General features: G+C 43.6%; 18 protein-coding genes. 12 read left to right on the forward strand and 6 right to left on the reverse strand.

Annotated features, from left to right (window positions below; all coding sequences use genetic code 11):
- Positions 1 to 4: 4 nt before the first annotated feature.
- From J7J62_03610 to rpmH, 6 genes are all read left to right on the forward strand, one after another.
- A complete protein-coding gene (locus tag J7J62_03610; protein MCD6124242.1) occupies positions 5 to 3,334 on the forward strand; it encodes a T9SS type A sorting domain-containing protein in 3,330 nt (1,109 codons plus the stop codon).
- 134 nt (positions 3,335 to 3,468) lie between these two features.
- Positions 3,469 to 3,714 carry an acyl carrier protein gene (acpP, locus tag J7J62_03615; GenBank protein ID MCD6124243.1) on the forward strand — a complete coding sequence of 82 codons (246 nt, stop codon included), beginning with the start codon at positions 3,469 to 3,471 and terminating at the stop codon, positions 3,712 to 3,714.
- A gap of 6 nt (positions 3,715 to 3,720) precedes the next feature.
- Positions 3,721 to 4,962, forward strand: coding sequence for a beta-ketoacyl-ACP synthase II (gene fabF, locus J7J62_03620; GenBank protein ID MCD6124244.1), 1,242 nt, complete (start codon positions 3,721 to 3,723; stop codon positions 4,960 to 4,962).
- A 54-nt stretch (positions 4,963 to 5,016) separates the two neighbouring features.
- On the forward strand, positions 5,017 to 5,706 hold the full coding sequence (gene rnc, locus J7J62_03625; GenBank protein MCD6124245.1) for a ribonuclease III: 690 nt from the start codon (positions 5,017 to 5,019) through the stop codon (positions 5,704 to 5,706).
- Positions 5,703 to 7,934 carry a glycosyltransferase family 39 protein gene (locus tag J7J62_03630; protein ID MCD6124246.1) on the forward strand — a complete coding sequence of 744 codons (2,232 nt, stop codon included), beginning with the start codon at positions 5,703 to 5,705 and terminating at the stop codon, positions 7,932 to 7,934. Before rnc ends, J7J62_03630 begins: the two co-directional genes overlap by 4 nt.
- Before the next feature lie 54 nt (positions 7,935 to 7,988).
- Positions 7,989 to 8,147 carry a 50S ribosomal protein L34 gene (rpmH, locus tag J7J62_03635; GenBank protein ID MCD6124247.1) on the forward strand — a complete coding sequence of 53 codons (159 nt, stop codon included), beginning with the start codon at positions 7,989 to 7,991 and terminating at the stop codon, positions 8,145 to 8,147.
- Between the two features lie 4 nt (positions 8,148 to 8,151).
- On the opposite strand, the gene serS is transcribed toward rpmH, so the two are convergent.
- Both serS and cysS read right to left on the reverse strand, forming a co-directional pair.
- A complete protein-coding gene (serS, locus tag J7J62_03640; GenBank protein ID MCD6124248.1) occupies positions 8,152 to 9,429 on the reverse strand; it encodes a serine--tRNA ligase in 1,278 nt (425 codons plus the stop codon).
- 18 nt (positions 9,430 to 9,447) lie between these two features.
- A complete protein-coding gene (cysS, locus tag J7J62_03645) occupies positions 9,448 to 10,854 on the reverse strand; it encodes a cysteine--tRNA ligase (GenBank protein ID MCD6124249.1) in 1,407 nt (468 codons plus the stop codon).
- Positions 10,855 to 10,969: 115 nt separating this feature from the next.
- Between cysS and J7J62_03650 the strand changes: the two genes are divergently transcribed.
- Complete coding sequence (locus J7J62_03650; protein MCD6124250.1) at positions 10,970 to 11,521, forward strand: manganese efflux pump; 552 nt, start codon at positions 10,970 to 10,972, stop codon at positions 11,519 to 11,521.
- Between the two features lie 5 nt (positions 11,522 to 11,526).
- Here the strand turns inward: J7J62_03650 and J7J62_03655 are convergent, their stop codons facing one another.
- The 4 genes from J7J62_03655 to J7J62_03670 are packed head-to-tail and all read right to left on the reverse strand — an operon-like array spanning position 11,527 to position 14,522.
- On the reverse strand, positions 11,527 to 12,195 hold the full coding sequence (locus J7J62_03655) for a 2-oxoacid:acceptor oxidoreductase family protein (GenBank protein MCD6124251.1): 669 nt from the start codon (positions 12,193 to 12,195) through the stop codon (positions 11,527 to 11,529).
- Positions 12,196 to 12,210: 15 nt separating this feature from the next.
- A complete protein-coding gene (locus J7J62_03660) occupies positions 12,211 to 13,062 on the reverse strand; it encodes a 2-oxoacid:ferredoxin oxidoreductase subunit beta (protein MCD6124252.1) in 852 nt (283 codons plus the stop codon).
- Entirely contained in the window at positions 13,052 to 14,218 is a 1,167-nt protein-coding gene (locus tag J7J62_03665) for a 2-oxoacid:acceptor oxidoreductase subunit alpha (protein ID MCD6124253.1), read from the reverse strand. Before J7J62_03665 ends, J7J62_03660 begins: the two co-directional genes overlap by 11 nt.
- Complete coding sequence (locus tag J7J62_03670) at positions 14,205 to 14,522, reverse strand: 4Fe-4S binding protein (GenBank protein MCD6124254.1); 318 nt, start codon at positions 14,520 to 14,522, stop codon at positions 14,205 to 14,207. The genes J7J62_03665 and J7J62_03670 overlap by 14 nt, the downstream gene beginning before the upstream one ends.
- Positions 14,523 to 14,627: 105 nt before the next feature.
- On the opposite strand from J7J62_03670, the gene J7J62_03675 reads away from it, so the two are divergent.
- The 5 genes from J7J62_03675 to J7J62_03695 form a co-directional block, all read left to right on the forward strand.
- The gene (locus J7J62_03675) at positions 14,628 to 16,481 is read left to right on the forward strand and encodes an amino acid permease (GenBank protein ID MCD6124255.1); all 1,854 of its coding nucleotides are present in this window, start codon (positions 14,628 to 14,630) and stop codon (positions 16,479 to 16,481) included.
- Positions 16,468 to 17,961, forward strand: a complete 1,494-nt coding sequence (locus J7J62_03680) for a sodium-dependent transporter (GenBank protein ID MCD6124256.1) — start codon at positions 16,468 to 16,470, stop codon at positions 17,959 to 17,961. Before J7J62_03675 ends, J7J62_03680 begins: the two co-directional genes overlap by 14 nt.
- 63 nt (positions 17,962 to 18,024) lie before the next feature.
- Positions 18,025 to 19,545: a response regulator gene (locus J7J62_03685; GenBank protein ID MCD6124257.1), complete on the forward strand. Its 1,521-nt coding sequence runs from the start codon at positions 18,025 to 18,027 to the stop codon at positions 19,543 to 19,545.
- Positions 19,546 to 19,733: 188 nt separating this feature from the next.
- Positions 19,734 to 21,401: a T9SS type A sorting domain-containing protein gene (locus tag J7J62_03690; GenBank protein ID MCD6124258.1), complete on the forward strand. Its 1,668-nt coding sequence runs from the start codon at positions 19,734 to 19,736 to the stop codon at positions 21,399 to 21,401.
- 38 nt (positions 21,402 to 21,439) lie between these two features.
- The coding region (locus J7J62_03695; protein ID MCD6124259.1) for a T9SS C-terminal target domain-containing protein at positions 21,440 to 22,844 on the forward strand (1,405 nt) is incomplete at its 3' end.

The raw sequence follows: 22,844 nt of genomic DNA on the forward strand, positions 1-22,844 counted from the left end.
AGAAATGAGAAAAACAATTTTGCTTATATCAATAATTATTCTTTTTGGCACCGCTTTTGGCAAAACAGCTCGGCCTTTCGCTACAACTGATACTTTGAGAAATAGTTACATAAAAATCGCCTGTGGACAGGATGGAAGGTTCACTATTGGTACGGCTGATGGGCGGAAACTTCTTTACGGTTTCCCAAATGAGGGCTCGACAAGTCACACGATAGTAAGGATTGACGATTCGAGCTACATATACAACACGGTCGGTGGCATTGTCACCACAATTGACACCCTTCACCAGGAGGGTAACGCGCTCGTAATAACAAGAAGATTCGGATATCCTGGGTATGACTTCAATATCGAGGTTACACAAAGGCTTGTGATAGTTAATGGTCCCACATCGGGCAGACCCGATAATGTGAAAATAGAATACTACATTGTGAATCGCGACACAGTTTCTCATTCGGTGGGGATTTTACTTGAGCTCGATACCGAAATAAACAACAACGACTACGCGCCGATAGCGACTTCGTTTGGCTACACGGGTGTTGAGCAGGATTTTACGGCACCTCGCATTCCGCAGTATTGGCAGGCTTTCGAAGAATCTCCTACTCAGCCGGAATCGCTACTTATCGGGCAAGGGACATTGATAGGTTATGGAGCCGTTATGCCCGATAGATTCTGCCTCGGACCCTGGCCTGTCTATAACGATGTTACATGGGAATATACGAGCTCAGGCGAAAGATACGGTGATTCAGCGGTTTTGCTGTGGTGGTATCCTGTTACCCTTGCCCCAGGAGCGTCAAGGACTGTCGCGACACTTTATGGCATAGGTTCGGGTGTCACAGTAACTGGGAATCTTGGGATAAATCTTACGGCACCGCTATCGCTTAGTGTTGAGCATGGTTCCTATGTTCCGAATCCATTTGAGGTTAATGCGCTTGTAATTAACAATACTGGAAGAGTGCTTCATAATGTTACAGCCACGATAAATCTTCCTGCTGGGCTTTCTCTTGCTGCTGGCGATAGTGCTACCAAACACACGACACCCGTTGACCTTGATACTGGTGGAATCGGAAGCGTATCTTGGCGCGTGCTGGCTGCAAGCAGAACCACTGCTGATTCACTAAGGTTTTCCGTGACTGCGAGTGCGGATACATTCACAACGACTGCGTATAGGAGCATATTCATCCCTGCGCTTGAGGAGAGTATAGGCGGAGTTATGATAACAGTTACCGGAGTTGACGCATCCTCGTTCCCAACGATTAGGGTTTTCTGCATAGTTGCTGACCCCACTACTCATATGTCAATCTCGGGTTTGGACGAAAGCAATTTTGTCGTTCATGAAGACGGTATCCACGAGACACCCATAACTGTTTCTATGATGTCGGATACTACAGGCGGCGGTAAAGCGGATATAGCTTTCCTTTTTGATGTCACGGGTTCTATGGGTAGCTATATAACCGGCATGAAGAATAAAACTATCGAATTTGCTGACAGTCTTGTCGCCAGTGGGCTTGATTACAGATTGGCGCTTGTTACATTTTACGATACTGTAGGTGAGACGCATGACTTTACCAGTGATGCGAATGAGTTTAAAGGCTGGATAAGCGGACTTCATGCACTTGGTGGTGGTGATACTCCTGAGAATGCTCTTGAAGCCATAAGAAGAGCTACGACTTTATCATGGAGAAGCGATGCCCAGCATATAATGATACTTATAACGGATGCTCCTTATCATCAATCAGATTGGGCGACATGCTTGACAACAGACTCAGTATTATCTATGCTCGCCGGGTTTGATTGCATGACATTTGTTGTAGGGCACGATGACACCGACCAGCACAGACTTGCAAACGAAACAGGCGGAATGTGGTTCCCTATAGGGAGCGATTTTACCAATATAATAACGCGAATAGGCGGCATTATTTCGACGCAATATGTTATAACATACACTACTCACAACCCTGTTCCTGATAACAGGTGGCGACATGTTCTCGTAGATGTGAACTACCATAGCATGTCAGATAGTGACAGCGGTAGATATTGGGTTGGCGGGTATGGATTGTTCTTTGACCCCGAAACGACCTACACGAGAGGTGGACTTCGATTCAGGCTCGATGTGATGGTTAATAGTCTAAGGGATGTTAATGATGTCCACTTTATTGTTAACTACGATAGTTCTAAGGTTGCCTGCGACTCTGCCAAAGCCGGTGAATTTCTCGCTCGTGGTGCAGAGCCGCCGCTTTCAGTTATAACGCTTGGCAGTGGCAATGTCGACATTTCGCTGACCCGGCGAGGCAGCACAACAGGCGTTTCCGGAAGCGGAGTTCTGGCTTCACTTTATTTCACAGCTATCGCTCACAACCCGACGAGCAGAGTCTGGTTCAGCGATGTTGTGGTAAGGGATCATCTCGGAATTCCTATTGACCCATCGATAGATACATTTGCTTATATAGTTTACCTTTCTGGTGCGGGACATGACACAAGCTGTATGCTTTGTGATTTCGATTGTGATGGAGACATTGACACCCGCGATTTCACGCTTCTTGGAACATACTGGCAACCTACTAACGACCCTAACGGCGATGTTGGACCCGCAACTGGGACCGCGCCGGCATTAACTCCTCATCCGGATGGTGTGGTGAACTACGAGGACCTGTTCGTGTTCGGCAGGATGTGGAATTGGTATCATCTCGTCGTGCTGGGACATCCGAGGATTGTTCCTACAAATGCTGTAATATCGGTAGTGGGCGATGGGAACAAGGTAAGCATCGTCGGGTATTCGCTTCCGCCGGTGGGCATGGCTCATTTCGTATTGAAGTTCAATCCTAAGCAGACAAAAATCGTTAGCACTGCTCTCGGCAATGCTCTTTCAACCGGTTTTGTGGATGTACACGATGGCACTGTCGAAATCTCAGCCATACGACTTGCTCGTGATGGCGAATCACCCGAAGTAGCTGGTGATGTCTCTTTCTGTGAGATAGTGGTTGAAGGAAAACCTGTTTTGCAACTTGTTGAATGTGACCTGCGAAATGGTGATGCGAAAAGTGTCGCTGCACAAGTTGTTAATGCTCTTGTGCCTGAGAAATTGGCAGTTAGCGTTGCGCCAAACCCATTCAATCCTGTTGCGTCGATTAGTGTTGCGGTTCCGGAAGAGGGTTTCTTGAGCGTAAACATAGTTGACATGTCGGGCAGAGTAGTATCGAATCTGTACAGCGGTCCCGCAAGTGCAGGAATCCAAGAACTGAAATGGAATGCAAGCGATGCTCCTGCGGGGATATATTTCGTGCATGTGAAACTTTCCGGTTCGAGTGTCATAAAGCGCATTGTTCTCGTTAAGTAGCCGCTTTGTTTGTGGTTTACCATGAGCCCCTCTTTTGAGGTGCTTTTTTGTTGAGCGATGCGAATAAAAATTGATTGACACGCAAGTATTGGAAACATAATATTTGGCACGGGCAGATAAAATAAGGAGGAACTATGGACATCGAAGCAAAGGTCAAGGAGATTATTGTTGAGAAGCTCGGAGTAAGCGAGGACCAAATAACACCGGAGGCGCACTTTATCGATGACCTCGGCGCCGATTCTCTCGATACCGTTGAGCTTGTCATGGCGCTCGAGGAACAATTCGGAATCGAGATACCGGATGAGGAGGCAGAAAAGCTCACCACGGTTGGTGCTGCAATAGAGTATCTGAAGGAGAAAGTGGGTCAAAAAGAGGAATAAGGATTCATGACAAGAAGAGTGGTAATCACCGGGGTCGGAGCCGTGACTCCTATTGGCAACGACCCTGAAACATTTTGGAATAATTTACTTGCTGGAGAAAGTGGTGCCCAGCGAGTGGATAGATTCGATATTTCACCTTATTCGTCCCAAATAGCCGGCCTTGTTAAAGATTTTGACCCCAAAGACTACATAGACCCCAAGGAAAGCCGCAGGCTGGACCTCTACGCTCAATACGCCATAGTAGCTGCCTGTCAGGCATGTGAGATGGCTAAACTTGAGCCAGACAAATACGACCCTGAGCGCGGTGGTGTGCTTATAGGCTCCGGTATAGGCGGAATAATAACGCTTCTTAATCAGCACGACATTCTTAACTCACGCGGTCCAAGGAGAGTGAGCCCGTTCCTTATTCCCATGATGATTTCGGACATAGCTTCAGCGCTTGTCGCGATAAGATACAACCTTAGAGGACCCAATTTTACTACTGTAAGCGCATGCGCATCGGGTGCTCATGCTATAGGCGAGTCCTATCGAATGATAAAAGAGGGGATAGTTGACCTTATGATTACCGGTGGGGCGGAAGCACCAATACATCCGCTTGCTTTTGCTGGTTTCTGTGCTGCGAGAGCGCTAACAACGAGAAATGATGCTCCTAAACGAGCTTCGCGTCCGTTCGATAGGGACCGCGATGGCTTCCTGATGGCTGAGGGCGCCGGCGTTATAGTTATAGAGACGCTTGACAGCGCAAAAAAGCGTGGGGCAGAAATAATAGCTGAGATAATTGGTTATGCTGCCACGGGTGATGCATATCACATTACTGCGCCACATCCTGATGGACTCGGAGCTATCGAATCCATGAGGAAAGCAATCGAATCGGCGGGGATGAAACCGGATGATGTAGATTACATAAACACTCATGGAACATCTACTCCAGCGGGCGATGTTAGCGAGTGTAAAGCTATAAAGGCGGTTTTTGGCACAAATAGCAGTAAACCTCTTATAAACTCCACCAAATCGATGACCGGACATATGCTTGGTGCAGCAGGTGCCGCGGAATTAATAGCAACGGCGCTAACTCTTAAGACAGGATGGATCCATCCTTCGATAAATATAGAAAACATTGAACCAGAATGCGAAGGCCTTAACATTGTTACAGAAAAGACAAAAGCCGACCCAAAAATAGCCATATCAAATTCGTTCGGCTTTGGCGGACATAATTGCACGATAGTGCTTAAAAAGTGGGAAGAATAAATACATAAAAAGTGCTCTAAAATATATTTTCCGCGCTTATATAATTATTCTTAAATGTCCCAAAACGACGATATTAAGCAACTCGAAAAAGTTTTAGGTTATAAGTTCAGGAATACGAAGTTGCTTGAATTGTCTGTTACTCATGCCTCATATACGAGGTCACACAAAAATTCGTATCAGCGCCTTGAGTTTCTTGGCGATGCGGTTATAAGCCTTGTGGTAGCCGAGTTTTTGATAAAGCAATTTCCCGACCTCGACGAAGGTGAGCTTACTAACATTCGCCAGCAAATGATAAGCCAGACCTCACTCGCCAATGCTGCGAAAATCCTTGGACTTGATAAATTCGTAAGAGCCGATGAGAAAATCACAACAAGAAACATTTCGGACTCAATATTGTGCGACATATTTGAGGCTGTGGTAGGTGCCATTTATCTTGATGGCGGGATAAAGTTTGCAAGGAAATTCATAGAGAAAAATCTTTTAGCTCACATGGAAATACTTGCTATGTCACCGAAACTGAGGAACTACAAGGGCGAGTTACTTGAATACCTCCAAGCAATGGGGAAGACGCCGAGCTACGAACTCCTTTCCGAGGTTGATTCGGATGGTGAGGCTATTTTTGCTGTTGGTGTGCGCGTTAACGGCGAAATATTGGGGGTAGGGGTTGGCAGGCGCAAAAAGGACGCCGAACAGGAAGCCTCGCGGAAAGCTCTGGAAAAGCTTAAGTCAAAATCCTCCCAATGAAGAAAAGGGACGAAAGAATAATCCTTATTGCTATATTAGCGGCTGGCGCCCTAATAAGGGTTTATCATCTCTTATTCTGGTATAGGACTCCATATTGGAATGGTCTTTTTCTTGATGAGCTTTATCATCACATCTGGGCAAAAAGCATAGTGGATTCCGGTCCAATGCCATCTGGAGTTTTCTTTCGCGCACCTCTGTATCCATATCTTCTATCCATGCTTTACGCGATTTTTGGGAATAGTGGCTTGGCACCGCGGATTTTTCAGCATGTCGTGGGAATAATTACTGCGATAGCTGTTTTTTACACTGTAGAAAGAGTCGTTGCGGGTCGTGTTTGGGCTTATTTAGCTGCTTTGCTTTGGGTACTTAATCCTATTCAGGTGTTTTTTGAATCACGCTTGCTTCTCGACTCGCTTTTCGCCTGTGGTGTGGTATGGCTTATTTATCTTGCATTAATAACCAAGGAGGAGCGAAAATACTACTTTATTACTGGGATTGTTTTAGGGTTTTTAGCGATCTTGCGTCCAACGGTGCTTGTTTTCGTTCCGGTAATAATCTTTTTCTTATGGGGTGGTAAGAAATCCGCGATTTTAAAATTAATTGTTGGAATCATTCTGCCCATAATTCCTGTTACATTATCGAATTTAGCTAACGGCGACTTTGTCCTAATAGCCTCACAGGGAGGGATAAATTTCTACATTGGTAACAATCCCAAAAGCGATGGTAGTTCCGCAGTCGTGCCAGAATTCGGTTGGAATTGGCGATACAGCCAATGTGTCAAGCTGGCGGAGAAAAATATCGGGAGAAAACTTAAACCATCGCATGTGTCTCGCTATTATTTCAAAAAAGGGCTTAAATTTATAATCTCAAATCCATTGCGTGCGATAAAACTTTACATTAAAAAATTGGCATTACTCGTTGGTGCAAGGGAAATTGGAAATAATGGTAGCATAAAAATTATGCTCCAAGGATCGGTTTTAAAGTATTTCCTATGGATTGGTTGGGGACTGATTTTTCCTCTCGGGATTTTTGGTATTATTTTCGGAAAGTTGCGACACAAGACTTTTTTGATTGCGATATTTTTCGTTTACTTTGCCTTGCTTTTGGCTTTTTTTGTTTGCTCAAGGTTCAGATTGCCGCTGGTTGCTGTTTTATTACCTCTTGCGGCAAGCGGCGCCAAACAATTGTGGCTTGAAATAAAAAATAAAAATATTTATAAATTGTTAGTATTTGTAATCTTACTAACCTTACCTCAAGTAATTTCTTCGAAGTTGTTCACTGATGAGAAGAGCATCCACTATTTTTCGCTTGGAAACATTTATCTCAGAAGCGGGAGACTTGACAAAGCGTTGGCACAATACAAGAAAGTGCTTAAAGTCAATTCATTAGCGAGGGGTGTTAATCTTAACATTGGTGCATTATACTTTCGATTGGGGCTTGTTGACTCAGCCGAGCATTATTTCAGAGAAGAGGTGGCCGTTGGGGGCGAAGTGTGTCGCGCACTATCGAACATCGGTGCCTTAAAAAGGCTTCAGGGTGAGCTCGATTCAGCATTAATATATGGTTCCAAAGCTTACAAGATGTGTTCAGATGAGCCTGCGGTAGCGTTTAACTATATAAAGGCATTGCTTTCCAGCAAAAATTTTATAGAAGCATCAAAGGCAGCCTATAGTATTGCAAGGAACTTTTCCAGTGAACCAGCATTGTTAAACATTTGTGGTGTCGCCAAACTTAGAGCATCGGATACGGCTGCTGCGGAATCGCTATTTGTGAAAGCTTTCGAGGCAAAACCAAAACTTTTAGTCGAGCAATACGAGCTCGGAACTATATATAGCCAGCGGTCTGGACTCGCACCGTCATTGGCACGCTCAAGGGCTATGGCATTGTTCAATCTTTCCCAAATTGTTCTTCGCAGAGGTGGAAAGGATTCTGCAAAAGTTCTGCTTTCAAAATGTATTTCAACCGATTCAACACTTGCTGTGGCTTTTGGAGCGATGGGAGCGATTTATCTTTCGGAGGGTAAACTCGATTCAGCATACTTTTTTCTCAAAAGCGCTGAGAACAAGGGTTTGAAAGCGCCGGAACTTTTCTTCAACATAGCGTCAGTTCACGCGCGTAAAGGGGAGTTTACTAATGCAGTTTTATACTTAAAGAAGGCGGTTGATGCTGATTCAACTTTTCAGCTTGCGAGAGACGCACTAAAAAGCATTAGGAAATTTATTCCTTGACAGGATTGGTGGCTCTCGATATTATTTGCAGCGAATTTTTTGGGAGGAAATAATATGAGAATAACTAAGATTAGCAATATAAAGCGCCGCAGAAAACATGGTTTCAGGGCGAGGATGGCTACTAAATCAGGGAGACGAGTACTCGCCCGAAGGCGCGCTAAAGGACGTTCAAGGATAACGGTTCTCACCCCGAGAAAAGGCGCGACAAAGTGATGTTCTAATTATTGCCGCAAATTTTGTCTTTCCCAAAATAATCCTTGAGTGAATCGGGAATAAGTATGTCTCCGTCGCGGGTTTGATAGGTCTCTAACAATGCTATTATAAGTCTTGGGAGAGCCACGCCAGACCCATTAAGAGTATGAACGAAGAGTGGTTTGCCGCCGCTTTTCGGGCGGAATCTGGTGTTCATGCGTCTTGCCTGAAAATCGGTAAGGTTAGAAATAGAGGAGACCTCAAGCCATTTTCTGCTACCCGGTGCCCAAACCTCAATGTCGTAGGTTTTTGCCGATGCGAATGTTAGTTCGGCGGTGCAAAGAAGTGTAACTCGGTATTGTAATCCGAGCGCCAAAAGAACTTTTTCCGCATCGTTAAGCAGGTCTTCCAATTCGTCAAACGAGTTTTGAGGATGGACTATCTTTACAAGTTCAATCTTATCGAATTGATGCACTCGGATAAGTCCACGGGTCTGTTTGCCGTACGAGCCCGCCTCACGACGAAAACATGGGGTGTAAGCGCAGTAGTATTTTGGCAGTTCGTCTTCCTGAAGGATTTGGTCGCGATGAAGGTTCGTTAGTGGAACCTCTCCCGTTGGTATCAGGAAGTAATCCTCAAGGTCAAGATGATACATGTCATCTTCGAGTTTCGGCAGTTGGGCTGTGCCTACCATTGATTCCCTGTTGGCAAGTGCAGGCGGATAGATTTCGATGTACTTTCCGTTTTTGGTGTGAATGTCGAGCATGAAATTGATGAGTGCTCTAACGAGTTTTGCACCGTCACCAACGAAGAGCGGGAAAAAAGCACCAACAAGCTTTGCCCCAAGTTGAAAGTCAAACAGATGAAGTTTATCGTTAAGGGCAAGGTGGTCTTTTGGCTCGAAATCGAATTTTGGGGCTTCACCAACTACTTTCACTACTTTGTTGTCAGCTTCGCTTTCCCCAATGGGAACTGAATCATGCGGAATATTAGGGATTTTGAGAAGTAACTCGCTGAGTTTTTCTTCAACTACGCGCAATTCGGATTCTGTTGATTTAGCCTCGTCGGATATGTTTTTGGCTTTATCGCGCAGGTCGTCGATGTCTTTACCTTCCCGTGCAAGTTGAGAAATGAGTTTTGAAATTTGGTTAAGTTCTTTTCTTAGGTTATCTCTTCTTGCCACCAGTTCCTTGCGGAGTTTGTTTTGCTCCACTATCTCGTCCACAAAATCGGGCTCATGCTTCAGTTTGCAAGCACGCTTAACCACCTCAGGATTTTCAACTATGAACTTTAAGTCGAGCATTTTTGTGGTCCTTTTAATTTACTCTTTCCAGCTCCACTTGGTTCCTTCGGGTGTATCCTTTATTTCAAGCCCCATTTGTCTCAGCTTTTCCCTTATCGCGTCAGCTTTCGCGTAATCCTTTCTTTTTCGCGCTTCTTCTCGCTCTTTTATTAGCCTTTCGAGTTCAGACGGGAGCTCTCTTCTTGGTTCTCTCAGCACACCGAGAACGGAGTTGATTCTTCTTAGAATATCGAGACCTTTATCGGCATCCGCACCAGTTATTCCTCTTTCGGCAGATATTTTGTTTATCGTTCTAACCATTTCGAAAATAGAGGCGAGGGCAGGGGAGATATTAAGATCATCGTCCATTGCTCTCTCGAATCCTTCCAAACCGTCCTTGAGCGCTTCCGTAACCTTTGGGTCAGTACCGGGAATATTTTTGGCAGCGTATTCCTCAAGCATATCTCTGAACTCACGCAGTCTATCTATTGCGGATTCCGCTGCTTTTATTCCTTCGAAGGTGAAATTAAGTTTCTGCCTGTAGTGGGTCGATAATAGTAAATATCGTATTGCCATAGGTTTATATGATTTTTCTAATAAATCGCGTAAAGTGTAATAGTTTCCGAGTGATTTCGACATTTTTTTACCTTCGACGATGAGATGAGCGCAGTGTAGCCAATATCTCACGAACGGTTTTCCAGTGGCAGCTTCAGATTGCGCTATTTCGTTTTCGTGATGGGGGAATAAGTTGTCCTCGCCGCCAGTGTGTATGTCGAATGTCTCGCCAAGGTACTTCATAGACATTGCGGAGCACTCTATATGCCATCCCGGTCTGCCGCGCCCGAGAGGAGTATCCCAGTATATGTCACCATCTTCAGGTGTCCATGCTTTCCATAACGCGAAGTCTGCCCAGAGTTCCTTATCGTATTCATCGTGACTTATTCTTGCACCCGCTATAAGTTTATCTGGTCGCTTGCCCGAGAGTTTCCCATAATCCTTGAACTTTGATATTGAGTAATATATGCAGCCATCCTCGCCATAGTAGGCATAGCCTTTTTCGAGTAATTTTTGTATTAACGCCACCATGTCGTCTATATGCTTGGTGGCTTCGGGGTAGAAGTCTGCGCGGTCTATGTTGAGCGTATCGAGGTCCTCGAAGAATGCTTCTTTATACTTTCGCGTGTACTCATCGAGGGAAATCCCTGCTTCCCTTGCGCCTTTTATTGTTTTATCGTCGACATCGGTTATGTTCATGACATGGATAACTTTATATCCTTTGAATTTGAGGTATCTTTTCAAAAGGTCCTCCCACACATAAGCTCTAAAGTTGCCTATGTGGGCATAGTCGTAAACTGTCGGTCCACAGGTGTACATTCTCACGGTAGGCGGGTCCAAAGGAATGAATTCCTCAAGTCTTCTTCCGAGTGTGTTAAAGAATCTAAGCATTTTTTAACCTCTCATTTTGTTGCTTAAGATAAATAAAATTTGACTTACATAGCAATTATTTTTTGTTTATTTGCAATATTTGGCAATCAATTATGAAAACAGCGTGAGTTATGGAATGAATATTTTAACCAAACTTGGTATAGCGGTTGCTCTTGGCGTCGACGCATTTTCGGTTTCCATAGTTGCGGGAAGCACAGTTGAGCATGGACGATTGCGGGCTTTATTCCGCTGTGCCTTCCATTTCGGGTTGTTTCAGACATTGATGACATTGCTCGGATGGGCGCTTATGAGCACGATTCTTGGTGCATTCATCAAATTTAATAATTTAATAGCGTGTGGATTGCTCGTTTTGGTCTCCGTGAAAATGTTTTACAGTTCGTTCGCCAGAAAAGGGGATAGTAGCAGGGTGGTCGACATAACTCGTGGTCTGGATATGGTTATGTTATCTATCGCAACCAGCATCGACGCATTGGCGGTTGGTATGGGACTGGGTGCATTAAAGGTTGATATAGTATCGATAAGTTTAATAATCGGAGTTGTGGCTGCATTGATGAGTTCGATAGGTTTTCTGATTGGAAAGGTAGCGAAGACCATAGTTGGTGACTACGCTGAAGTGGTAGGTGCAGTTATATTGCTTTTTATAGCGATAAAATTATTTCTAATCTGATGAAGCTACAGTTCTAAAGCGGCTTCGTGTTTGTGTGGCAGGATACCTTTTTTCCTGTATGACAGTCCGAGCTTGAATCCCTCCTCAAGAGCATCAAGATTGGTTTTTAAGTATTTTGAACCACCAAATTTGTCCTCGACAGCACCTTTTATCGCATTTTTCGAAACAATTCTTGTGTATGTGGAAAGGAACCCGAGAACGATCATATTGGCAGGTATAGGAGTATTGAATTTATCCATACTCGTCTCGATAAAGGGAACGGTTATCGTTACGGCAGGTCCTACGGGTGATTCTGCCGCAGATGAGTCAGCTATCACCAATCCTTCGGGTTTAACATGCTGCGCGTAGTACTCGTATGAGCTTGGAGTGAGAGCTATCAGCAAGTCTGGCTTCAAACACTCTGGGAAGTAAATTTCTTTATCGCTAATCACGACATCGGCAAGTGTCGCTCCGCCACGAGCCTCAGGACCATAATGCTGGCTCTGGGCAACATTTCTTCCATCGCCAATGGCTATGGCTTCACCAAGAAGCATCCCCATAGATATTATTCCCTGTCCACCAGCTCCCACAATCCTTATTTCAAACCTATCCACTTTGGGCGGTAGAAGTCCGGGGAATTCCTCTTTTTTTGCCTTTGTGTTTTTGGTTTTTCTTTTTTTTCTTTTGTCTTGCATTTTAACTCTCCAATATTATTCGACGCTTACTTTCAACTGAACCTTTTTTATCAAATCGGCGTACGCTTCCGTATATTCCTTACGCGATGTATCCTCTTTGAATATTCCGATAATTATTTTTCCCTTTAATTCATCTTCAGTCATATTTTTAGCCTTTGATAGAGGCACTGCGTTTTTTCGCTGCCATTCGAGCATGTCTGTTGGTTTTGGCATGTCGTTAAGTCTTCCGAAAATTATGGGACACTGGCTCATAATCTCGACGAAGGAGAAACCTTTATGCATGATAGCTTTCTTAATGTAGTTTTCGGTCTGAACTATGTGGTAAACAGTGCTTCTTGCCACGAATGTTGCGCCAGCGGCCATGGCTAATTTGACGGCGTCGAAAGGCGGGTCAATGTTTCCGTAGGGTGCGGTATGTGCTATCGCGCCTATCGGAGTCGTTGGAGCCACCTGACCACCAGTCATGCCGTAGATGTAATTGTTAATGAGAATCATAGTTATATCTATATTTCTTCGTGCGGTATGGATGAAATGGTTCCCACCTATAGCCAGACCGTCGCCATCACCACTGACCACAATAACGGTCATCTCAGGATTTGCCAACTTAACGCCCGTAGCGAAAGCCAATGCTCTGCCGTGTGTAGTATGAAGTGTATTGAAGTCCACATAGATAGGCATTCTACTTGAGCAACCAATGCCCGATATCAGTGATACATTGTCCTTGGGTATTCCCAAAGATGCTACCGCTCGTATTATTGCGCCCGTTATGGTTCCTATGCCACAACCTGAACACCAAACTGTTGGAAACACTTTTCTCCACCTCAAATAGTCATAAATGTTTATTTCCTCTTTAACTTTAGTGGGCATGAATTTCCTCCTTAATAGCACTTATTATTTGTTCGGGATTAAGTGGACGACCATCATATCTTAAAATACTTTTTATTTTTTCTTTTTTGGGCAAAACTTCCCTTACGGGATGAACGAGTTGCCCCATATTGTTTTCTGCTACAAATATAGCTTTTACATTCTTAGCAAGATTTAGCAATGGTTCATCAGGGAACGGCCAAATCGTTTTGAGTTCCATCAATCCTACTTTTACATTCTTTCTTCGCAGCTTTTCTACTGCATCACGAGCTGCTCTTGCCGCGGAACCATATGCTACAATCAGGAATTTGGCATCATCGGTATAGTATTCTCGCCAATCCCAGATCTGGGCTTTGTGGCTCATTATTTTGGCTCTTAGCATTTCAAGTCCTTCGGTTATTTCAGCGGGTATTTGCGTTGGAAAACCTAAGCGGTCGTGGGTTAAACCTGTTATGCTATATCGGTATCCTGAGCCGAATGGAGCAGGATGTGCCACCATGTCCGCTGTCGGAGCATAGGGTATATACCATTCCGGCGGCGCTTTTGGGAAAGCCCTCTCGACTACCTCGACCTCTTTATCAAGTCTTATTATGAGTTTTTCTCGCATGTGCCCGATTAACTCATCCATAAGAACTATAACAGGTGTGCTAAACTTTTCCGCAAGATTGAAAGCAGTTATCATCATATCAAATGTCTCCTGAACCGAAGCGGGTGCTATTGCTATCGCAGTATAATCGCCATGAGTTCCCCATCTTGCCTGCATCGTATCGCTTTGCGCCAGTCTTGTCGGCAATCCTGTGGATGGTCCGCCTCTTTGAACATTAACTATAACTATGGGTAGTTGGACCATGTAGGCATATCCGATGTTCTCCTGCATTAGCGAAAATCCCGGTCCAGATGTTGCTGTCATCGCTTTCGCACCTGCTGCTGAGGCTCCTATTATAGCAGCTATAGAGGCTATCTCGTCTTCCATCTGAATAAACACTCCGCCCACTTTGGGCAACTCTCTCGACATACCCTCTGCTATTTCTGAGGATGGTGTTATAGGATAACCTGCGAAAAATCGACAGCCTGCTTTTATCGCGCCGTAAACGCAGGCATCATTGCCTTGAACAAACATTATTTGGTGACCATCCTCAGTGGTTCTATTTAGGGGCATCTTTTGGTTCCTCCCAGTTAGGATTTTTCATTATTGCGAAATCGGGACAAATTCTCCAGCAAAGACTGCACAAAGTGCACTTTGATTCATCAGCCATATATGGTGTCCCATCTTTTTTTGCCGCCAGTGCTTTGGTGGGGCAAATATAAACGCAGATACCACACTTTTTGCACCACTCATAGAAAAATATTAGTTTCCCTTTATGCTGTTCGATTCTTTTAGGAGTAATTGGATGAATAGCCATTCCTGAACCAAATACTCTATGGTTGGTCTGCTGACAGTCATTATTTTGATTTTGTTTCATTACAACCTCCATATAAATTTTTGAATTATGCTAACCAATAGTTTCGGAGGGTCAAGTATTTTTTTCTGTAAATAACATGGATATTGCATTATTTTTTATTCGCCCGTGAAAGAGGTTCGCCTTAAAAGAAAGCTTGGTTTCTACGATGTTTATTGCATTTCAACGGGGGCAATGGTCTCATCGGGTCTGTTTGTTCTTCCCGGTATAGCTCACGCCAAAGCGGGACCAGCAGTCGCTGTCTCCTATCTACTTGCTGGTGCTCTTGCACTTATTGGAGTGCTATCCCAGAGCGAACTCGTAAGTGCTATGCCCAGAACTGGCGGAAGCTACTTCTACATAACGCGCAGTCTTGGCTCTGCACTGGGAACATCTGCAGGTATAATGCTTTGGCTTTCGGTGATGCTTAAGACATCGTTTGCGCTGGTTGGTATGGGAGCGTTCGCAAATTATCTATTCCCTGGATTTCCCGTAAGGACATTTGCACTTATTTTCGCGATACTTTTTATCATCCTTAACATAAAGGGTATAAAGCAAGCGGCTAAATTCGAGGTCATCGTAGTTACAGCGCTAATAGTAACATTCGTGTTCTATATTTTTAGAGGGCTACCAAGCATATCCGAAGACAAACTTTTGCCGTTTGTTCCTTATGGATGGAACTCAGTTTTGGTAACCGCAGGGCTTGTTTTCGTCTCATATGGCGGGGTTTTGAAGGCAGCGAGCATTGCGGAAGAGGTGAAAAAGCCTCATATCAACATTCCCAAAGCGATGATAGTATCGCTTGTGACCATGATGCTCGTTTATTTCGTGGTGGTTTTTATAACAGCCGGAGTGCTCGACGCAGAAGTTCTTGATGCAAGTTTGACTCCTATATCGGATGCTGCTAAGGCTTTTGCCGGTAAATTTGGTGCTATAGTAATGACATTCGGTGCTATGCTCGCTTTTATTTCCACCGCTAATGCTGGAATAATGGCTGCTGCGCGATATCCTGTTGCTATGGCTCGAGACAGGCTCATGCCGGGCTGGTTTAGTAGGATTAGTCCGAAAACCAATACCCCATCAATTTCAATACTAATAACAGGGCTTGTGATTGTTGCGGCTTTATTTCTGCCACTCGTTGAGCTCGTTGAGATGGCCTCAACTGTGATGATACTTACATTTATTCTCGATATTATAAGCATGATAATAATGCGTGAGAGCCACTTGCAAAACTACCAGCCGACATTTAGAGCACCTCTTTATCCTTTCCTTCAAATAATAGGAATATTAGGACTTATGTTCCTCATCACAGATATGGGATATCTCTCACTATTTTTATCCGCTTTACTCATAGTTATTGGGCTTCTTTGGTATTGGTTTTACGGAAGGGTGAAAATAGCGCGGGAATACGCGTTAAGCTTTCTGATATCGAGAATAACCACATCACAGCTCAAGGGGAATTTGCTGGAAACTGAACTCAGGGAGATAATACGAGAAAGGGATGGCATAACGCGGGATACTATAGACGCATTAATTGAAGATGCACCGCTTTTGGACTTTGAAGGAGAGATTAGTGCTGCAGAGCTTTTCCGCAGGGCATCCAAGATTTTCTCGGAAATGTTTAGTGAACCAGAAAATTCAATATTAAAGAAATTTCTTTCCCGCGAGGTTGAGTCAACTACAGTTATAGGTCCAAACCTTGCCATACCTCACATTATAGTTGAAGGGGAGGGGAAACTCGCCATGGTCATAGCCCGTAGTAAAGGTGGCATTTTCTTTCCGTCTGCTGATTATCCTGTTTACGCTTGTTTTTTACTTGCGGGAAGCAAAGATACTCGAAATCTTTATTTAAAGACGCTGGCTGCTATAGCCGAGATGACTGGTAAGAAAGAATTCGAGAGGAAGTGGCTTTCGGCCAAAGATGAAACGGCTTTGAAAAACATACTACTATTAAGCAAAAGGAGGCGCTATGGCACAAACTGAGAAGGCTTACTGGTCGAGCAGAACCGCATTCATTCTTGCCTCAATAGGTTCTGCTATAGGCCTCGGTAATGTCTGGCGGTTCCCTTACATTTGCTACAAATACGGAGGAGGAGCCTTTATAATAGCGTATTTGGTTTCGCTTTTTTTGGCTGGGATACCGTTACTTATTCTTGAGTTTGCGCTGGGACAGAGAATAGGTGGTTCTGCTCCTGTGGCTTTCGCAAAGCTTTCCAAAAGATTCGCATGGATAGGGTGGTTCGCGATACTGGTTGGTTTTTTTATTACAACCTACTACGCGGTGATAATGTCCTGGGCGGCTAATTATCTTGTGTATTCGTTTAAGCTTTCTTGGGGGAGTGACCCCAAATCGTTTTTCTTCAACAAAGTTTTGGGACTAACTGATAGCATCGCGAATTTTGGCTCGATACAGACGCACCTCGTTATAGGGCTTATTATAATGTGGGTCTGGATTGTTCTTTCAATATGGAAAGGGGCTAAAACTGTCAGTAAAGTAGTTTATTTCACCGTCACTATACCTTGGATAATACTTATAACGCTTGTTATAGGTGGACTAACGCTCCCTAATGCTTTTGAGGGAATCAAGTATTATTTAACTCCTAAGTGGGATATGTTGCTTAAGCCACAAATCTGGCAGGCAGCATTTACGCAAGTTTTCTTCTCGCTTTCCGTTGGATTCGGGGTTATGATTGCGTATGCGAGCTTTCTTCCGCCCAAGTCAGACCTGGTCAACAATGCGATGATAATAGCACTCTCAGATGCTGCGACAGCGTATGTAGGCGGATTCGCTGTTTTTTCGGTTCTCGGATACTATGCTGGCTTGCAGGGAGTAGAAGTTGCCAAAGTTATGAAAAGTGGTCCCGAATTGGCTTTCATAACATATCCAGAAATAATAAATCACTTACCGTTAGCGCCTCTTGTGGGAATCCTTTTCTTCCTGATGTTGTTAACTCTGGCTATCGATTCAGCTTTCTCGTTGGTTGAGGGATTCGTGGCAGGCGTTATGGAAACTTTTGGTACAAGAAGAGGAAGGACCAACATTTTTGTTGCCTTAGTAGCATTCCTCATAGGCATAATCTACACCACTGGTGCGGGATTATACTGGCTCGACCTTGTTGACCACTACATGACTTTCTTCGGACTATTTGCAGTAGGCTTTCTTGAGGCACTCGTAGTTGGATGGTTTATCGACACCGAGAAAATAAGAGAGATGATAAATGCGCATTCCATAGTGAAAATAGGGAAGTGGTGGAATGTGGCGGTGAAGTTTTTCGTTCCGATAGCATCTATTGTGTTGTTGCTATCATCGGTTATCGGTATTATAATAAAACCGTATGGTGGTTATCCACGGTGGGCAGAGCTTGTTGGTGGATGGCTGTTGCTTGCTATTGCAGTGATTTTGGGTTTCATATTGGGGAAGCAAACGGTAAAAGCATTGAAAGAGAAAGGTTTGGAGGGGTAAAATGTTCACATCACCCTGGTTTACTTTCGTGATAGCTTCTGTTGTTTTGTTCGGGGGAATAATATGGTCGATAATAATAGCCAAAAGAAAATAAAAAGAGCCGACATTCTCGAGTTCATAATAAAAAATATCCCCCAGGGAATAGCCATCCTTGACCGCGATTTAAATCTCGTTTACACTAATTCAGCGCTTAAGGACATTCTTGGTGTTGGCTTAAAGAAACTTGACACAAAGTTCCCGGAATACCTTAACGCTTTAGGGGAGAGCAAGGGAGAGGTCGCAAGGCTAATACGGCAGTTCACAGAAACAGATGATAGAAGCTTTTTCTTTACAGTAACGACGGATCGTGGTTTCACATACAGGATTGCGCTTGTTAGGATTAATTCAGGACATTCGGAGTATCAATATATGTTACTCATTCAGGACATAACAAAAGAGATGGAGCTATTCATGCATCAGACGCTGATAAAGCAGCATAAATACCTTGAGAATATATCCGCAATACTTTTCCATAAACTTAACAATAATCTGATGACTATACTTAGTGAGGCGGAACTTATTCACAGGCGGATTCCGCCCAACCAACGACAATATGTGGACGATGTTTTTGACAATCTCGAAGAACATTTGATAGAAATTTCTGAATTCGTAAACCTTCTCGCGTCTTTTATGAGGGTTGAACTTAAGGAGAAGGTTGAATTCAATCCGATTAAAGTGCTTAAGGATATTTTGAAAAACATCTCGGAAAAGCAAGCGTTAGGTCACATAGTGCAGTTTGACGCTCCAGCAGAGGATGTAATAGTAAAAGGTGAGCCAAAGGCTTTTGAGGTAGCAATAAAAGCTATATTGGATAATGCTATACGGTCGATATCGGGCAAAGGCAGAATAGTCATTAATGTAGAGACCATAACTGCAGATACATACTTTCTCCAGAGATACAGCGAGCTTAAGCCGGGGGAATACCTTAAAATCTCAATTGCCGATACGGGAATTGGCATACCTAAAGAATTTATGAGCAGGATTTTTGAACCATTCTTCTCAGGCTGGTCTCAACCTTCTAAAGGGCTTGGGCTTCCTACCGCATTAACGGCCATAAGAAGAAATTCAGGCACTATCGACATCCAAAGCTTTCCTGGAGTTGGGACTACTGTAACTATTCTGCTTCCTCTCGAGACCAAAGTCATTCCAACAAGACAACCAGTTATTGCGAAGGGCAAATTGATTCTCGTTATCGATGATGATAGCCTCGTTCGCGAAACGGTTTCTCGAATGCTTTCAGCTTTGGGATTTGAGGTGGAATGCGCTAAGAATTTTTCTGATGGTATGAAAAAGTTCAGAGACAGAAAACCATCAGTTGTTCTGCTCGATATAGTCATGCCGGATTCACCGGGGGACGAGGTGTTCTATGAGCTTAAGAAGGTCAGTCCCGATGTTCCCATAGTTATCATGACGGGTTACGCTCAGATAGACACGGTTGAGAAACTTCTTGATGCAGGTGCAGCTGGCATACTTAACAAACCTTTCACAATGGAAGACCTTTCAGAGGCTATTAATCTTGCTATGGAGGATTCAGGTGGCGTATAAATATACCCAATAGAAACATTATGTAAACTTGAAAAATGGGATTCGTTGATTTGAATCAGAAATATTTTTTATTAACCACTACTCCCCTGCTTGTTATGTAAAATTTTAATCAGTTAGAAGTAAAATTTCAAACTTGAAATTATCATTATTTTTTCAATTATTATAATATACTTAAAAAGGAGGTTTTTATGCGCATCGCAAATGTGTTATCGCTGGCGCTTTTTTCTCTAATGCTTTTTTGGGTAACAGTAATTTTCGCTCAACCACACATAGTCTGGCAGAAATCATTTGGTGGAAGTGATGATGATTGGGCACAATCGATTCAACAGACTGCTGATGGTGGATTCATTGTGGCGGGAATGTCCGAGTCCAATAATGGAGATATTAGTGGAAACCACGGCTATTCTGATTGTTGGATAGTGAAATTGAATTCTTCGGGTTCAATAGTCTGGCAGAAATGCCTTGGTGGAAGTAATTGGGATTGTGCGTATTCCATTCAGCAAACATTAGATGGTGGATTTATCATGGCAGGAGTGTCCTGTTCCAATGATGGTGATGTCAGCGGAAATCACGGTGGTTGTGATTGTTGGATAGTTAAGTTAGATTCTTATGGTAATATAGTCTGGCAGAAATGCCTTGGTGGAAGTTATTGGGATGGTGCATATTCTATTCAGCAAACATTAGATGGCGGTTTCATCGTGGCGGGGGTGTCTAATTCCAATGATGGCGATGTCAGTGGAAATCATGGCTATGCTGATTATTGGGTAGTGAAATTAAATTCTTCGGGTGATATAGAATGGCAAAAATGCCTTGGCGGAAGTTTTTGGGATTATGCATTATCTGTTCAGCAAACGAGCGATGGTGGATACATTGTGGCGGGGGTTTCCTGTTCCAATAATGGCGATGTAAGCGGAAATCACGGCGGTAGTGATTATTGGATAGTTAAATTAGATTCTTATGGTAGTATGGTCTGGCAGAAATGCCTTGGCGGAAGTGGCTATGACATAGCGTATTCCGTTCAACAAACCACCGATGGCGGTTTTATTGTTGCGGGATATTCCAACTCTAATGATGGCGATGTCAGCGGAAATCATGGCAGTAGTGATTATTGGGTAGCGAGGTTGAATTCTTCTGGCAACATAATCTGGCAGAAATGTCTTGGCGGGAGTGGATATGACATAGCGCATTCCATTCAACAGACAACTGATGGTGGGTTCATTGTAACGGGATGGTCCTCCTCCAACGACGGTGATGTTATTGGACACCATCCTGGCGAATATTGGGATTATTGTGAGTCTGACGTTCCCAACTATTATGGTATGCGTGATAGCATTTGGAATGAATATTCTGATTATTGGTTAGTAAAATTGAATTCTGCGGGTTCAATAGTCTGGCAGAAATGCCTTGGAGGAAGTTCTTGGGATCGTGCATATTGTGTTCAACAGACCTTCGATGGTGGGTTCATAGTGGCAGGAGTATCCGAGTCCAATGATGGCGATGTAAATGTAAACTACGGGGATTATGATTATTGGTTAGTGAAATTGTCGCCTGTTGGAGTAATCGAGAATATGATTGTTCCTGAGCAGTTCGCAGTCTCAGTTTTCCCCAACCCATTCAATTCCTCGTGTGTTATAGCTGCACCTTCAGGAGCAAAAATAGAGATATATGATATAAAAGGTAATGTTGTATTTACATCATATGTTCATCGTTCTATTTCTTGCCAAAAAAAGGTGGAACAACAAAGGATAGAGCAGTTTATCTGGACCCCAAATGAAAATATACCATCTGGGATTTACTTAGTATGTGCAAAGGTAAATGATAAAATTTCGGAAAAAAGAGTTATCTATATAAAATAACTGTGTTAATATTTCTTAACTCGAAGAGGAGGTTCTTTATGCGAATTATAAAGATAATATCGCTTACATTTGTTATTTTAATCCTTTTTTCGGGAACAGTAATTTTCGCTCAACCACACATAGTCTGGCAGAAATCACTTGGTGGGAGTAATGATGATTGGGCACAATCAATTCAAGAGACTGTTGATGGCGGATTCATTATGGCAGGATATTCTTCCTCCAATGATGGCGATGTTAGTGGAAACCATGGCTCTGCTGACTTTTGGGTAGTAAAAATGAAATACACAGGTTCAATAGCATGGCAGAAATGTTTTGGTGGAAGCTTTTGGGATGGAGCGTATTCCGTTCAGCAAACATTCGATGGCGGATTCATTGTCGCTGGTTGGTCAAAATCCAATGATGGTGATGTAAGCGGAAACCATGGTGGAGGTGATTATTGGATAGTAAAAATTGATTCTTCAGGCAACATAGAGTGGCAGAAATGTCTCGGTGGAAGTAGTAAGGATATTGCATATTCCATTCAACAGACTATTGATGGCGGATACATCGTAGCAGGAAGGTCCAGATCAAATGATGGCGATGTTAGTGGAAATCATGGCTCCGACGATTATTGGGTGGTAAAATTGGATTCTTCTGGCAATATAGAGTGGCAGAAATGTCTCGGAGGAAGTCTTTGGGACCGTGCATATTCCATTCAACAGACTGCTGATGGCGGATTCATTGTTGCAGGATGGTCAAAGTCCAATGATGGCGATGTCATTGGTAACCACGGCGGTGGTGATTGTTGGATAGTGAAATTGAAATCATCGGGTGAAATAGCTTGGCAGAAATGTCTCGGCGGAAGTGGTTGTGACATAGCATATTCCATTCAACAAACCACCGATGGCGGTTTTATTGTAGCAGGATTGTCCCACTCTAATGATGGCGATGTAAGCGGAAATCACGGCGGTGGTGATTATTGGGTAGTAAAAATTGATTCTTTTGGCGATATAGAATGGCAAAAATGCCTTGGAGGAAGTAATTATGATGAGGCACATTTCGTTAAACAGACAATAGATGACGGTTTTATTGTCGCAGGGTATTCTAAATCCAATGATGGCGATGTCAGCGGAAACCATGGCGGAGATGACTGTTGGGTAGTGAAATTAAATTCTTCTGGTTATATAGAGTGGCAAAAGTGCCTTGGTGGAAGTAATCGTGATTGGGTATATGATATTCAGCAAACGGCAGATGGCGGATTCATCGTGGCGGGATTATCCGAGTCCAACGATGGCGATGTCAGCGGGAATCACGGCGGGATTGATTGCTGGGTAGTTAAGTTATCGCTTACTGGGGTAAGTGAGGATATAATTGTTCCCCAGCAATTCAAATTGTCAGTTTCACCAAATCCATTCAATTCATCGTGTATAATAACTGCCCCTTCAGGAGCAAAGGTAGAAATAT

Source organism: bacterium, assembly GCA_021159335.1.
Classification (GTDB): Bacteria; UBP14; UBA6098; order B30-G16; family B30-G16; genus JAGGRZ01.

Excerpts from the sequence above, each read along its gene's own strand:
- J7J62_03610 (MCD6124242.1), top strand. The coding sequence starts at position 5 with ATGAGAAAAACAATTTTGCTTATATCAATAATTATTCTTTTTGGCACC.
- acpP (MCD6124243.1), top strand. The coding sequence starts at position 3,469 with ATGGACATCGAAGCAAAGGTCAAGGAGATTATTGTTGAGAAGCTCGGA.
- fabF (MCD6124244.1), top strand. The coding sequence starts at position 3,721 with ATGACAAGAAGAGTGGTAATCACCGGGGTCGGAGCCGTGACTCCTATT.
- rnc (MCD6124245.1), top strand. The coding sequence starts at position 5,017 with ATGTCCCAAAACGACGATATTAAGCAACTCGAAAAAGTTTTAGGTTAT.
- J7J62_03630 (MCD6124246.1), top strand. The coding sequence starts at position 5,703 with ATGAAGAAAAGGGACGAAAGAATAATCCTTATTGCTATATTAGCGGCT.
- rpmH (MCD6124247.1), top strand. The coding sequence starts at position 7,989 with ATGAGAATAACTAAGATTAGCAATATAAAGCGCCGCAGAAAACATGGT.
- serS (MCD6124248.1), bottom strand. The coding sequence starts at position 9,429 with ATGCTCGACTTAAAGTTCATAGTTGAAAATCCTGAGGTGGTTAAGCGT.
- cysS (MCD6124249.1), bottom strand. The coding sequence starts at position 10,854 with ATGCTTAGATTCTTTAACACACTCGGAAGAAGACTTGAGGAATTCATT.
- J7J62_03650 (MCD6124250.1), top strand. The coding sequence starts at position 10,970 with ATGAATATTTTAACCAAACTTGGTATAGCGGTTGCTCTTGGCGTCGAC.
- J7J62_03655 (MCD6124251.1), bottom strand. The coding sequence starts at position 12,195 with ATGCAAGACAAAAGAAAAAAAAGAAAAACCAAAAACACAAAGGCAAAA.
- J7J62_03660 (MCD6124252.1), bottom strand. The coding sequence starts at position 13,062 with ATGCCCACTAAAGTTAAAGAGGAAATAAACATTTATGACTATTTGAGG.
- J7J62_03665 (MCD6124253.1), bottom strand. The coding sequence starts at position 14,218 with ATGCCCCTAAATAGAACCACTGAGGATGGTCACCAAATAATGTTTGTT.
- J7J62_03670 (MCD6124254.1), bottom strand. The coding sequence starts at position 14,522 with ATGAAACAAAATCAAAATAATGACTGTCAGCAGACCAACCATAGAGTA.
- J7J62_03680 (MCD6124256.1), top strand. The coding sequence starts at position 16,468 with ATGGCACAAACTGAGAAGGCTTACTGGTCGAGCAGAACCGCATTCATT.
- J7J62_03685 (MCD6124257.1), top strand. The coding sequence starts at position 18,025 with ATGGTCGATAATAATAGCCAAAAGAAAATAAAAAGAGCCGACATTCTC.
- J7J62_03690 (MCD6124258.1), top strand. The coding sequence starts at position 19,734 with ATGCGCATCGCAAATGTGTTATCGCTGGCGCTTTTTTCTCTAATGCTT.